At 56.8% G+C, this 13,570-nt stretch carries 11 protein-coding genes and 1 pseudogene; 2 read left to right on the top strand and 10 right to left on the bottom strand.

All coding sequences use genetic code 11. From position 1 onward, the window contains the following. Positions 1-65: 65 nt before the first annotated feature. The 4 genes from AGI3411_RS27110 to AGI3411_RS27095 all read right to left on the bottom strand — a co-directional run bounded on the left by AGI3411_RS27110 (position 66) and on the right by AGI3411_RS27095 (position 4,151). Positions 66-1,025 carry a D-2-hydroxyacid dehydrogenase gene (locus AGI3411_RS27110; RefSeq protein WP_129530414.1) on the bottom strand — a complete coding sequence of 320 codons (960 nt, stop codon included), beginning with the start codon at positions 1,023-1,025 and terminating at the stop codon, positions 66-68. A gap of 64 nt (positions 1,026-1,089) precedes the next feature. Then, positions 1,090-2,061 carry a Bug family tripartite tricarboxylate transporter substrate binding protein gene (locus AGI3411_RS27105; RefSeq protein WP_129530413.1) on the bottom strand — a complete coding sequence of 324 codons (972 nt, stop codon included), beginning with the start codon at positions 2,059-2,061 and terminating at the stop codon, positions 1,090-1,092. A gap of 27 nt (positions 2,062-2,088) precedes the next feature. After that, positions 2,089-2,955 carry an HpcH/HpaI aldolase/citrate lyase family protein gene (locus AGI3411_RS27100; RefSeq protein WP_129530412.1) on the bottom strand — a complete coding sequence of 289 codons (867 nt, stop codon included), beginning with the start codon at positions 2,953-2,955 and terminating at the stop codon, positions 2,089-2,091. A gap of 14 nt (positions 2,956-2,969) precedes the next feature. Beyond that, positions 2,970-4,151 (bottom strand): CaiB/BaiF CoA transferase family protein, encoded by a 1,182-nt coding sequence (locus AGI3411_RS27095; protein WP_129530411.1) that lies wholly within the window; start codon positions 4,149-4,151, stop codon positions 2,970-2,972. An 88-nt stretch (positions 4,152-4,239) separates the two neighbouring features. On the opposite strand from AGI3411_RS27095, the gene AGI3411_RS27090 reads away from it, so the two are divergent. Continuing rightward, positions 4,240-5,187, top strand: coding sequence for a LysR substrate-binding domain-containing protein (locus tag AGI3411_RS27090; protein ID WP_129530410.1), 948 nt, complete (start codon positions 4,240-4,242; stop codon positions 5,185-5,187). Positions 5,188-5,253: 66 nt separating this feature from the next. Here AGI3411_RS27090 and AGI3411_RS27085 read toward each other — a convergent pair whose 3' ends face one another. The 5 genes from AGI3411_RS27085 to AGI3411_RS27065 all read right to left on the bottom strand — a co-directional run bounded on the left by AGI3411_RS27085 (position 5,254) and on the right by AGI3411_RS27065 (position 10,421). After that, positions 5,254-6,813, bottom strand: coding sequence for a carboxylesterase/lipase family protein (locus tag AGI3411_RS27085; RefSeq protein WP_129530409.1), 1,560 nt, complete (start codon positions 6,811-6,813; stop codon positions 5,254-5,256). 10 nt (positions 6,814-6,823) lie between these two features. Then, a complete protein-coding gene (locus AGI3411_RS27080; RefSeq protein ID WP_129530408.1) occupies positions 6,824-7,786 on the bottom strand; it encodes a Bug family tripartite tricarboxylate transporter substrate binding protein in 963 nt (320 codons plus the stop codon). A 72-nt stretch (positions 7,787-7,858) separates the two neighbouring features. After that, positions 7,859-8,260, bottom strand: a complete 402-nt coding sequence (locus AGI3411_RS27075) for a VOC family protein (protein WP_129530407.1) — start codon at positions 8,258-8,260, stop codon at positions 7,859-7,861. 6 nt (positions 8,261-8,266) lie between these two features. After that, entirely contained in the window at positions 8,267-9,250 is a 984-nt protein-coding gene (locus AGI3411_RS27070) for a hydroxymethylglutaryl-CoA lyase (protein ID WP_129530406.1), read from the bottom strand. Then, positions 9,243-10,421 (bottom strand): CaiB/BaiF CoA transferase family protein, encoded by a 1,179-nt coding sequence (locus AGI3411_RS27065; RefSeq protein WP_129530405.1) that lies wholly within the window; start codon positions 10,419-10,421, stop codon positions 9,243-9,245. The genes AGI3411_RS27070 and AGI3411_RS27065 overlap by 8 nt, the downstream gene beginning before the upstream one ends. Before the next feature lie 108 nt (positions 10,422-10,529). On the opposite strand from AGI3411_RS27065, the gene AGI3411_RS27060 reads away from it, so the two are divergent. Next, positions 10,530-11,447, top strand: coding sequence for a LysR family transcriptional regulator (locus AGI3411_RS27060; RefSeq protein ID WP_129530404.1), 918 nt, complete (start codon positions 10,530-10,532; stop codon positions 11,445-11,447). Positions 11,448-12,108: 661 nt separating this feature from the next. On the opposite strand, the pseudogene AGI3411_RS27055 reads toward AGI3411_RS27060, so the two are convergent. Continuing rightward, positions 12,109-13,270: pseudogene (locus AGI3411_RS27055) on the bottom strand (IS30 family transposase). Positions 13,271-13,570: the final 300 nt, after the last annotated feature.

Genomic DNA, 13,570 nt, shown 5'->3' with positions numbered 1-13,570 from the left:
CGCGTAGCGGCGTCGGTAGGTGGTGGATGAGGGCATTCGGCGAGGGCGCCCACCGCCATAGTCCGCTACCCGGCACTCACCACGTTGCGAGGAGAGGAAGCGGCAAAAGACTCAATATTGTCGATCAATTGATCCGCTAGGCCCTGCATTGCCTCTTCCGAGGCCCACGCCACGTGTGGGGTCAGCAGGAAATTTGGTAGCTTCGACAATTCCATGAAGGGATGATTGGCGTCTGGCGGCTCCAGAGTGCAAACGTCGAAGCCGGCACCTGCGATGGCTCCGGCCCGAAGTGCGTTCGCAAGTGCCTGCTCCTCGACCAGTCCGCCACGGGCCGTGTTGATGATCAGAGGTTTGCGTAGCATCTTCGCAAATTCATGCGCCCCAATCATGTTGCGCGTCGCTTTGTTCAGAGGGCAGTGCAGCGTGATGATGTCGGATTCCGCCAGCACATCATCAAAGGGGGTATATAGACTCCCCATGCCTGATGATCCTTTGAAGGCGGAGAACAAGACCTTCATCCCCAGGGCGCGTCCGATGTCCGCAACGGCGCGTCCGAGTACTCCATCGCCGATGATTCCCAATGTCGAGCCAGCCAGGTCGCGGATGGGGTAGTCGAAGTAGCAGAATTGCCCAGACTCTTGCCAGCGGCCGGCCGACACTGAGTTTGCGTACGCCAGGATGCTTCGGCGTAATGCGAATATGAGTGCAAACGTGTGCTCGGGTACCGTGTTGATGGCGTAGTTTCGGATGTTACTGACGAAGATCTCGCGTTTGGCGCACTCGGCCAAATCAACGTTGTCAGTTCCGGTCGCGGCAACCGCGACGAGCTTCAAGTTCTTTGCGCCACGAATGGCGTCTGCGTCTAGGCGAACCTTGTTCGTAATCACTACGTCTGCGTCGATAATTCGATCCCGAACTTGTGCAGGACCGGTTACGTCGTGGGACACGAGTTCATGTTCGAAGGCAGGGGCACGTAGCACGACGCTGGGGCCTAAGGTAGCCCGATCTAAGATGACAATCTTCATTTTGGAACCATTGAATTCAGAACAGCTATAAGTTTGCGACATTAAGACTTTGGGCTTATTGCCGTCAGTCAACAATCGCGCCTGACTCTTTTACGATTGGCGTCCAGCGAGCAATATCTGCTTTGAGCATGGCTGCGAGCTTATCGGGGCCACCCTGAATTCGCTCTACCCCAACGCCTTCCAACTTCTTTAGAGCGTCAGGAGAGCTGGTGGCCTTTTCGACAAGCTCTGCCAGCTTTTGAATGACTGGGGCGGGCGTTCCTTTTATCGCGAACAATCCCACCCAAAGCTCGCCTTCATAGCCAGGTACTACTTCGCCGATCGCCTCCACGTCGGGCAGCGCGGGAGACCGTTTCGCGGAACTCACGCCGAGAGCGCGGAGCTTGCCACTTCGAACGAACTCGATGCACGAAGGAAGGCTGGCGAAAGCCATGGGGATCTGCCCGCCCATGACATCGGTCATAGCTTGCGATACACCACGGTAAGGAATGTGCTGCAGCGGAATACCTGCACGTTGAGTCAACATGGCGCCCAGTAGGTGATTGAGCGAACCATTACCAGCGGACCCGAACTGAATTGGGGGATTGCTTTCGCGCGCAACCTTGACGAACTCGGCCATGGTTTTGGCGGGAAAGGACGGATGCACCACGAGAACGTTTGGAACCGTGCCGACTGACGCAACAGGTGGGAAGTCCTGCACAGGATCAAAGCCCACCTTTCGATACAGCACGGGGTTGATCGCCTGTGTACTGCTTACGGTCAGCAGCAACGTATACCCATCGCCATTGGCGCGCGCTGCGTATTCAGTCCCCAGGTTGCCATTCGCGCCGGCTCGGTTCTCTACGATGAAGGGCTGGCCAGACAGTTGAGTCAATTGCTCGGCAAGGATGCGACCGACAACATCGTTGGTTCCTCCAGGAGATTGCGGGACCAGCAAAGTCACGGGGCGACTAGGATAGGCCGGCTGCGCAAACGTCTTCGTGCTGAGCAGCAGCGCAGCAGTTGCAATGCCGAACTCGCGTCGTGAAAGTTTCATTGTTTTGTCTCCTTGCTCATAGATTTTTTATTGGCCCGCTTCAAGCAAGCGCTGTCGCGCCCTCTCATAGACAGGTTTGTCCACCATCAGGTCGCCAACTTTGATAGCGCCTTGACCGTTTTGAAGGGCTTCTTCAAACATGGCGATGACCATTCTTGCCTCCTCCAATTGCGCTGGAGTCGGCGTGTAGCAACGGTTGACCACGTCGATGAATTTGGGGTGGACGATGACTGCCCCACGAAACCCAAGAGTCTTTGCTCGCTCCAAGACAGCCTCAAAGTCCTCCGGGCTCCCCAATTGCGCAATTGAGGCAAGAAAGCCGATCGGTTGAATGCCAGCGGCCCTTGCTGCGTTGAGTACCATCAGACTCGGGTAATACAACGCGTCGGGTGTCGGCAAGCACCCGACGTTGAGCGAATAGTCTTCGCTGCCAAGCATGATGCCCATGATTCTTGGGGACGCCGCGGCGATTTCATAAAGACGAGGAAGAGCGGCAGCGCTTTCAATCTGCAGGAGAAATCGCACTGAATTCTCAGGGCTATTGGCCCTACGCTCGAGCTCCGAGACGATGCTGTCGAGGTTTTGGACGTCGCGAGGATGCTCTACCTTCGGCAGCACGACTATGTCCAGGCCTGGCACCACTGCGGCGGTAAGGTCCTCAACTGCGGTCAGCCAGTCGCCGTTTATGCGCACTGCAGCTAGCTTGCTCGCACGCTTTAGCCGGTCGATTGAACTTCTCAGCTTTTCTCTTGCTTCGGGTTTGAGGGAAGGGTGAGTCCCGTCCTCAAGATCCAAGATGACTGCGTCGCTGGCGCGTCCTATAGCGCTTGCCAATAGCTTTTCATTTGCGGCAGGAACAAACAACAGCGATCGAATGATGGTCGTATGGGTCATGTCGGTGGGCTCCTTCAGGTCGCCATATCCGGGCGGCTGTTGAGCCAGCGTTCGTTGTCCTGGCCCAGGGTGGGCGCGCAGCGACGAATAGGCGGACGTTCCCCATCGATGCGATATGGCGCAGCATGTACAAGGACTGTCCTGCCGTCGGGAGCCTGCTGCTCAACCAACAGCTCTCGCTCCACGACATACGGATGATCGATAAGATCTTCAATGTCGCATACGGGCCCGGCTGTGATGTCACGGCTAGCGAAGAACTCCAGCGCCTCGTCCAGCGTCAATTTTGCTAAATGGCCCTGAATGATGTCGTCCAAGGCGTCAATGTTGGCGAGGCGCGCCTCGTGCGTAGCAAAGCGGGGGTCTTGCAAGCCTTCCGGGTATCCCACGCCGTCAAAAAGACGCGCCAACGTGCCTTCCATGCCTGCAGACAACGCAACCCACTTCTCGTCTTTGGTGCGATAGACATTTCGGGGAGCGTGGGTTGGGGAGCGGCTACCGGAACGCGGCGTCGTTTTACGAGTCAGCTGAAACTCGGCCGCTTGAGGTCCGAGGATTGAGAAAAGCGGCTCGAAGAGGGAAAGGTCGATTTCTTGGAGGGGAGCATTGCTTTGAGCGTTCCGCCGATGGACGGCTGCCAGGGCAAGCGCAGCGCCATAGATGCCCGCGACAGAATCTGCCATGGCGAAGGGTGGCAGCACCGGCGGGCGATCGCTGTACCCATTCATTGCGGCAAAGCCGCTCATCGCCTCAATTAGGGAACCGAATCCACCTTTTCCTGCATATTGGCCTGTCTGTCCCCAGCCCGAAATGCGCACAACCACAAGCCCAGGTCGAATTGCCTGCAAAGTGGTTCTATCCAGACCCATTTTTTCAAGCGTTCCAGGACGGAAGTTCTCTACGAGAATATCGGCTCCGGCAAGCAGCTTTCGGAGATCCTCCATGCCGCCCTCAGTTCTAAGATTGAGTTCGACGCTATCCTTGTTGCGGCTGTAGGCAAGCCAGTAAGTGCTCATCCCTCCGCGTTGCCATGCCCGCAATTCATCGCCCTTACGTGGTGGCTCGACCTTGACGACTGCTGCGCCCAGATCAGCAAGGACGTGAGTAAGCATGTTGCCGGACACCAGGCGCGAAAGATCCACAACGCGCAGATCTGCGAGGGGCTGGCCGCTAGAAATTTTCCGTGATGAGTCGTTCATTCGTTGCTCCTTGGAGCCAGTGTCAAGCGTTCCTTGATATAAGTAAAATACATTTGAAATCTAGCCAATATCGATAAAATCAATAGTCATGGAACTACGTCAGCTTCGCTACTTGATCGGGATCCACGAAGCAGGAGGAGTGCTGGCTGCGTCGCGTAATCTCCACGTGGCACAGCCCGCTCTGAGTCAAAGCATCGCTGCTTTGGAGTCAGAGCTTGGCGTCAAGCTGTTCAGTCGCTCCAACAAGGGAATGCTGCTCACTGATGCCGGAAAAACGATGCTTGAGCATGCACGCGTAGTTCTGGCGGACGTCGATCGAGCTAAGCAAGCCGTACAGGTTGCCGAGCACGCGGTACAGGGCGACGTTGTTGTTGGCTTGCCAACCACTGTTGCGCTGGTCGCCACCTTGCCCATCCTTCAAGAGGTGCGTCTTCGTTATCCGGGGATCAGGCTGAAAATCATCGAGAGCCACAGTGGGTTCTTGGTGGAGTGGCTGCGGGCGGGGCGCCTCGATATATCGGTCACGTTTCTTACCGATAGCGATGCTTCTCTGACGCAAGTGCCATTGCTCGAGGAGAGACTGGTTGTGGTCTCCGCGATGGGGCAGCGCCTGCCCAACCGTGGAGTCAAATTGGCGCAGCTATCAAATTTTCCACTTCTGCTTCCATCCCAAGAGCATGGGTTGCGAAGGATCATCGATGACGCCTGCAGGCGAGCGGACGTAAGTCTTGACGTCATGGCGGAGATCGACTCGCTGCCCAACATAAAAAAGGCGGTTCAGGCTGGAGTCGCTAGAACCATTCTGTCGGCGGGCGCTGTGGCCGACGAAGTCGCCGCCGGACAATTGGCGATAGCGCCCTTGCACAGCCCGCACATTTCGCGTCGTGTAGCCTGTACGACCTCAATGACACGACCGACGACACCCGCAACTACCGCCTTGCGCGACGTCATCATTGAGGTCACTCGTCGGCTATTGGAAAGGGGAACATGGCCCGGGTCGTGGATTGGACCCGAGCAGTCATCGGGTGCAAGGTAGGCCGTTCAGTCTGTTGGATGGGCGACTTCAGATAGTCGCCCACCGTTCGCCATCACCGAAATGCGCTTACTCACCGACTCCTTGACCGCGCACCGCAGCAAAGTAGTCCCTGACGAAGTCTATTCCTTGGCCGTCGTATCCACTTCCTGCGGTAAGCGTTGAACCAAAGGTCATGAAGCCCTTTCCTTTACTGCTGTAAGGGGGCCAGGCCGGCATATCGCCACCATTCGGATCACCCGTCTTCACAAAGCGCATCCACGAATCCGCTATCTGCTGTGCGACTGCGGAATCAGTATCATTGAAAGGACGCTGTTTCCCTCGATGCGGCGCGTTCAGATTGTCAAATACGAACTGCAGCTCGTCGCCATGAATAGGAGGTGCGGCGGCTTCGTCGCGATGGCGGGAGAAGACGTAGCGATAGCTGCGCAGGTTCTGCTTTTCATACTGATTCAGTAGTTCACGCGTGCCGAAAAGGAACTGCGTATCGCTGTACAAGTCAGCAAGTGCCTGTTTGACCTGCGCATCGGAATTCACTGCAAACGCTGTGGTCGCCTTGGATCCCGCGCCTTTGAACGTCTCCGAGACAAACGTGCGGAATTCGCTGACGGTCTTTATGGGCCAATTCTTGGTGGCGCCGCCACCTTCGTTTGCGACGTTGCCGACGAGGATTGGCACTTTCGAAAAGCGACCTGATGCGAAGGCGGCATAGTCGGGCATGTCGATGAACACCCCGTCGTTGATGATGCTCACAGGACGGGCCGATGCAGGACTGCGGTCCACGCCTAAGTTCTTCTGCAATGCAACAAAGTTCTCAGCCGGAAGCTGCCGGAGTTGATTGATGTCGGCACCGACCTGCAGCCCATATTGTTCCGCCTGCTTCAGGTCAAGTTGGGGCCGCATAACGCCCACACTCTGCATGATTGCCTGTTGGAAGGTACTTGCTGCCTGAGTGCTTGTGATGAGTGCACTAATCGCGTGCGCGCCGGCGGACTGGCCCATCACCGTGACACGCGTAGGATCCCCGCCGAACGCGGCGATGTTGCGCTGTACCCACTTGAGCGCGGCGACCTGGTCCATCAATCCATAGTTGCCAGACGATCCTGCTTTGGATTCGGCGGAAAGCTGTGGGTGCGCCATGAATCCCAACAGGCCTAAACGGTAGTTCAAAGTCACAACGACGACTCCACGTCTGGCAAGCGCCTCGCCGTCATAGGATGGATGTGCCCCGCCTCCGTATGTGAAGCCGCCACCATGGATCCACACAACCACCGGCATCTTGGCGGTGCGATCCTCCGAGGGCGTCCAGATATTCAGGTTGAGGCAATCCTCGTCCATCGTCCCGCGCATTTCGGGGTACTCCTGCGGTTGCACGCAGAAGTGGCCGAATTGCGTCGCGTCACGTACGCCGTTCCATTGAGGAGCGGGCTGCGGGGGCTGCCAGCGCAGAGGACCTACTGGCGCGGCCGCGTAGGGAACGCCAAGATATCGGTGGATCTCTCCGCCAGACCCTCGAACCTTTCCTGTCTCCGTCTGCACCAAAGATCTGCTTTCACCTTGGCCAGTAGACGCGCAAGCCGCGAGCATCGTCGTGATGGCGCCGGCCACCAGAAGCCGAGATAGTGTCATGTCGGGATCCTCATTCAGCGCGGATGTTGGATTCCTGGACGACTTTCGCCCAGGCTTGCGTTTCTTGCTCCACGAATCGGCCCAGGTCTGCAGGACCCATGTAAGTTGCGAAAGCGCCTTGTTCTTCGATCCGCTTTTTGTAGGCGGGGCTGTCAACGATCGTCTTCAGGGCTTCAGCAAGGCGCGCTTGGACCTGCGGAGGCGTTTTCGCCGGCGCGAACACGGCAAACCAGCTTTCAACTTCGTATCCTGGCAACCCCGCTTCGGCTGATGTTGGAACGTTAGGCATGGACGGGTGGCGCTTCGGTCCGGTGTATGCCAGCGCCTTGATCTTCCCCGCCTGAATTTGTCCGATCACCGAAGGTGGCGTTGTGATGAACATATCAACCTGGCCGCTGATCAGGTCGCTGATCACGGGGCCGGCCCCCTTGTACGCGACGTGGGTCACGGGAACATTCGCCCGCTTGCCAAACATCTCACCTGCGATATGTTGAATCGAGCCATTCCCCGACGAAGCATAGAAGAGGCCCTTTCCGTTGTCCTGCCCGTGACTGATGAGCTCTTTCAAATTGTTGGCTGCCAGCGTACCCGACACTGCCACGACGTGCGGTGCGCGCATTACCAATGCGATGGGCGCGAAGTCGGATGTCTTCCAACGAATCTGCGGGAACAGCGCAGGATTGCCGACGTGATAGCCCGAGTATTGGACCAACAACGTGTAGCCGTCGGGATTCGCGCGGGCTGCGGCCTCCGTGCCAATATTTCCGGACGCGCCTGGGCGATTTTCCACAATCGCGGGTTGGCCAAGTACCTTTTGGAATTGTTCGCCGATCAGTCGAGCGACAATGTCTGTCGACCCAGCCGGGGCGCTGGGCACAACCAACGTGATGGGCCGGGTCGGCCAGTCATCCGCAGCATGCGCTGCACTGCTAGCGGTGAGTACGACACCCAGGATGAGATGTTTGCGGTTCATGTATGTCTCCTTTGGTAAAGCTGTTCTCTCCTGGCGTTACGTTGACACCAGGTCGTTTGATAGAAAGGGGGCTCAGGGGGATGCCACCAATTCCGAGATCTCGATCAGGTTCAGGTCGGGATCTCTCAAATAGATGGAGCGGATTTTTGACGTTGCGCCAGTTCGGAGCACTGGTCCTTCGACGATCGGTACGCGGATCGCCTCGAGGTGCGCGATCACTTCGTCCAGGGGGCCAGAAGCGATGAAGCAAAGATCCAGCGCGCCAGGAACGGGGGTGTGCGCTTTCGGCTCAAATTCGCGCCCCTTGACGTGCAAGTTGATTTTTTGATTGCCGAACTTGAAGGCCTTGCGTTCAACGGGCGGCGTTCCTCCGATGAAGCTCTCGAGCTTCATTCCGAGTGCTTCGGTGTAGAACGAGACGCACGCTTCTTCGTGATCGGTTGTCAGTACCAGATGGTCAAGGTGGTCAATCATGATGTTTCAGATTTGTCCTTTTGATTGTTCGCGATTCCAAGCTCGCTCTCGAATTTCTTCGAATCCGGCAGGCGGATCGTGTCGAGTCAGTCGTGGGCCAGAACGGCTAACTTGCGCCGGCAGATCATGGCCAATCAAGGCCTCCAAATGATGGGCTGCCGCGATAAGGCCCTCGATCTGCAGACCCGTGTCATACCCCATGCAATTGAGCATGTGCACGACGTCCTCGGTCGCGACGTTTCCTGAAGCCCCCGGGGCATAGGGGCAACCGCCGATGCCGCCAAGCGACATGTCGAATTGGGTCACGCCAGCTTGAAGCGCAGCCAGAACATTGGTCAGGCCCATACCGCGGGTGTTGTGAAAATGACCCGTCACATTGAGACCAGGATAGGCTTTAAGCACTGCCTCACAGACTTGCGTGACTTGCGTGGGGTACGCCATGCCAGTGGTGTCGCATAGCGTGACGCCCACAGCACCGAGCTCAGCAAACTTCCCCACCAGATTGATGACCTCGCTTTCGGAAACTTCGCCTTCCATGGGGCAGCCGAAAACGCAGGAAAGAGAGATGTTCACTGGTACTTGCGCGTTGTGGGCAAGTCGGACGACGTCCGCCAATTGCGTCAACGACTGGCTTCGCGTCATGCGCAAATTTGCCAAATTGTGTGTTTCGCTGGCAGACATAACGAGGTTGAACTCATCTACCCCACACTCGAGCGCTCTGTCTCCGCCCCGCACGTTTGGAATGAGCGCCGTATAGACCACACCCGGCATTCGTTGGATGCGGTGCATAACCACTTCCGCATCTCGCAGCGCTGGAATTGCAGAAGGCGAGGTAAATGACGTGACCTCGATCTTCGCGTAGCCAAGACCACTCAATTCGTCTACGAGTGCAATCTTGTCGTCAGTGTCAACGAAGATAGGTTCGTTCTGCAGTCCATCTCGAGTACCGACTTCGTTGATCTTCAATTTTTGGGGTTTGCTGTTAGGCATGGTCCGTGATCCTTTCATCGCGCTCAGGCCAGCCCGCACGTCCGAGGACTTCGGTGTTGTGCTGACCGAGAGTGGGCGCCGAGTGAGAAATCTGGCCGGGCGTAGCGCTTAGCTTGGGAACAATTCCCGGAACTTTTACCCGGTCCCCTGCGGCCGTTGTCTGCTCAACGATCATTTCGCGCGCGAGATACTGCGGATCCTGCGCAATGTCCTCGACGGAGTACACACGACCAGCCGGAACTCGCGCCTCGTCGAGTACTCGAAGAGCCTCGTCGAGTGATACGGTGGAGGTCCAAGCTTCGATGGCTTGGTCAAGTTCTTCGACCCTCGCCACTCGTCCATCGTTTTGGGACAAAGACGGATCATCACCCAGGTCCGGCCGCTTGATAGCGGCCATGAGTCGCTTGAATATGCTGTCGCCGTTGCCGGCGATCAATGCATATCCTCCGTCAGCGCAGCGATACGCGTTCGTCGGTGCAATTCCAGGCAGCGCGCTCCCAGCGCGGCCTCGAACCGCGCCGAATGCGTCGAACTCCGGTAGGAGGCTTTCCATCATGTTGAAGACGCTTTCGTACAGGGCAACGTCGATTACCTGGCCTTGTCCGCCGCGTGCATCGCGATGATAAAGGGCAAGAAGTACGCCAATCACTCCATGCAAGGCGGACAAGCTATCGCCTATCGAAATCCCGCATCGAACAGGCACGCGGCCCGGTTCTCCCGTCAGGTGCCGCAGCCCTCCCATTGCCTCGCCAAGCACCCCGAAGCCGGGCTTTTCACGATAAGGCCCCGTTTGGCCATAGCCCGAGATGCGCAGCATGATGAGCCTAGGATTAAGCTCGTGTAAGACGTCCCAGCCGAGGCCCCACTGTTCCATGGTTCCTGGCTTGAAGTTTTCGATGAGCACGTCCGCTTCCGCGAGTAGAGCCTTGACTGAGTCCTGACCCTCGGCGGTACGTAGATCAAGTTCGATCGATCGCTTGTTGCGCGATTGAACTTGCCACCAAACAGAGGTGCCATCCTTAAGGAGTCGCCATTTGCGGAGCGGATCGCCTATGCCGGGCGGTTCGACTTTGATGACGTCGGCTCCAAAATCCGCAAGGGTCTTTCCGGCGAAGGGGCCGGCAATGAGTTGGCCAAGTTCGACGACCTTAATGTTTTGAAGTGCCTGCACGGTGAATCCCCCGATGACGATGCATAAAATTTAAGTCTGCGGCAGCCAACGCGGAATTGCTTGTTGATACACTAGCGTTCGCGTTTTGCGAACGCTGACGGAGGACGTATGGTCAACACGTTGCTTAATCCCGCGCGCATCGACTTCGTCACGCTGCGGCTTTTTTGTGCCGTGGCGCAGATCGGTAGCCTGACGCGCGGCGCGCAGGCGTGCGGCCTGGCGGTCTCAGCCGCCAGTCGTCGAATCGCCGATTTTGAGGAAAGCGCTGGAACGAGATTGCTCGAACGCAGCGCTCGCGGCGTGAGTCTGACCGCTGCGGGCCATCTCGCCCTACAGCACGCGCTACGTTTATTTCAAGGGTTTGAACAGTTCAGCAGCGAGATTCAGGACTACTCTCAGGGCACCCGGGGGCACGTGCACCTGTGGGCAAACATGTCAGCTCTGACGGAATTCCTGCCGGATTGCCTTGCGACGTTCATGGGTCAGTTCCCCGATATCCGAGTGGAGCTTGAAGAGCAGTTGAGCGGGGACATCGTGCGCGCCGTAGTGGATGGCGTCGCGGACATTGGGATCTTTGCGGAAAATACGCCTACGGGTGACCTGGATGTCGAAGCGTTTCAGGAAGACAGATTGGTGGCGGTTTGTTCCCAAGAGCATCCACTAGGACAGCGGACCCACGTACGGTTCTCCGAATGCCTGCAATATGACTTCGTTGGATTGAACCGCGGAAGCTCCTTGCTTGAGCTGACATCGCGAGCGGCGGAGGAGTGCGGTGAGGTGATGCGCGTTCGAATTCAGGTTCGTAGCTTCGACGCGATGTGCCAGATGGTTCGGGCAAACTTAGGAATTGCGGTGCTGCCGGTCGCAGTCCTCAGAACCGACCAAACAAAGCCATTGAAGGTCGTACGGTTGGAGGAAGCGTGGGCACAACGGAGGCTGTTGTTAGGCGTTTCAAAAACGTGCTCATCCGCTGCATTGTTGATGCGTGACCATCTTCGGACATTCTCTCGAGTTAAGGAGCGCTAAGGGCGTTGTTTTTGCACGTTACCGAGCACTTGGATGGCACGACGTTAGCCGTCAACCTTGAGTTCGAGACGCTCAAGAAAGCCGCCTTTCAATTAATTGCGCAGCAGTTCGCGGTGATCAATCGGTGCGGCGCAGGCTGTGCGCTTCGTCTCGCGGAATGGGTGACCACGTGCCTCTGGAGCGCGCCAGGATTAGTTTTCAACTTAAGTGAATTTTCTTGGCAAGATGAGCAAGTTGAGTGAATCGTCCATTCAAAGTAAATGAATCGCTTGAGCCTAAGCTATTGATTTATATGTAATAAGGTTTTCAATCTGAATGATCTCCAACAACTGGAGCCCCGTGTCGAATGGTTGTCGAAAATCATCCAACTTGGGATTTACGTCATCCAGTTTGGGAATCGAGAATTTTCGATATACAAGGACTGGCGCGGCCTATTGTCGGATTTGGCCTCTGGAGGTCCGATTTCCTGTGTCAGGTTCAGGGTGACGCGCCGTTCTCCCCGGGATGGAGCCTTTGCCTGCGGCGGGCGACGCGAGGCGCCTGACGGGCAAACGACGCCCGCCTGGTTCGGTATTGGCCATGCATGCCGAATACAGCCGACCAACGTTGGTCGCTCTCGGCCCACTCCGTTGTTGCCAACGGGCCGCTTCCGACTGTGCATTCAACTGGTCGTTGCAACGGATAGGTAAAATCGTCGTGCTTGGGGTGTCGTAACCCAGAGTTTTTCTCGGACGTTCGTTCAGAGATCTAGCAATTTCATTGAGCTTAGCTTGCGAATAATTGCTGAGGTCAATTCCTTTCGGCAAGTATTGTCTGAGGAGATCATTGGTGTTTTCATTTGTCCCTCGTTGCCAGGGATTCTGCGGATCGCAAAAGTAGACTTGTATATCCGTAGCTAGCGTAAATCGCTTGTGGCCGGCCATCTCTTTGCCACGATCCCAGGTGAGCGACCTGTAGAGTTCGTGGGGGAGTTTGCGAGCGTGTTTGATCAGCGCATTGATCACCGTCTCGGTATCTTTCGTTGCCACTTTGATCAGCATGACGTATCGCGTCCTCCGCTCGACCAACGTCGCAATCTGACTGCCGCCACTACCGAAAAGCAAGTCGCCCTCCCAGTGCCCAGGAACAGCTCGATCTTCCGCCGAAGCCGGGCGCTCGCTGATCGAAACTGCGTCAACTATTCGTCCATGGTTGTCTGTTTTCTGGGTGTGGTGTCGCGACCGGCGCATGACTCGGGTGCGTCGCAAGTGCGCGACAAGTTCCTTTTTCAGCGCTCCGCGCGCTTGAATGAATAGCGTGCGATAGATTGTCTCGTGCGACACCTGGTAGGCCCCATTCCCGCGAAAAGCGCATTTCAACCATCCGGAGATTTGTTCCGGTGACCATTGCAGTTTTAGCTTCTCGGCCACGATATGCGCGAGATTCCAATTGTCAGCCAGTTTGCAAGTCTTGGGGCGACGGGCCCTCTCCCAGGCTGCCTGATCGGCTTGGCCGGCGCGATATTTCGAGGAACCGCCGTTACGCTTGATCTCTCGACTAACAGTTGAGGCGGGCCGTCCGAGTGTCGCGGAGATAGAACGGATCGAACGGCCGCAGACCAGCCCCCGCGAGATTTCTTCTCGCTCGGCTAAGTTCAGCGCTCGGCGAGAGCGGCATCGCGCCGCTGGCTGAATGCCACCTGTCTCAGAAAAGATCCGCTGAATAGATGAGTGATTTCGATCAAATAGCTGGGCAATCTGCTGAAGCGATTCACCCTTGCGCCAGCGCTCCCACATGAGGAGTTTCTGATCTTCCGTGTAGTAGATTCGAGGTCTTTGCTTCATTTGCAACACTCCCTCTGCTCGCGCAGCCTCTAGTGTGTTGCAACGACCAATTGAATGCACAACCCAGAGCGGACATTGGACTGAGCATTTCCACTAGAAGGCTCAAGTCCGGCGAAATAGGCCGGCAGCGCTGTTGGTAGGTAGAGCTTTGCTCGCAGTCCTGCTGACCTGCTCCCCGTGGTTAGTACGAAATCGATGTAGAGTCCGTTCACAAAGGAACGGCAATGAAGAAACGATTTACGGAAGAACAGATCATCGGGGTGCTGAAGGAGGCCGAGGCAGGGGCCAAGGTGGCCGAAC

Origin of the sequence: Achromobacter agilis, from assembly GCF_900496965.1 — a bacterium.
Classification (GTDB): domain Bacteria; phylum Pseudomonadota; class Gammaproteobacteria; order Burkholderiales; family Burkholderiaceae_B; genus Achromobacter; species Achromobacter agilis.
The sequence above is the reverse complement of the archived record's forward strand: the minus strand, read 5'-3'. Positions and strand labels throughout refer to the sequence as shown.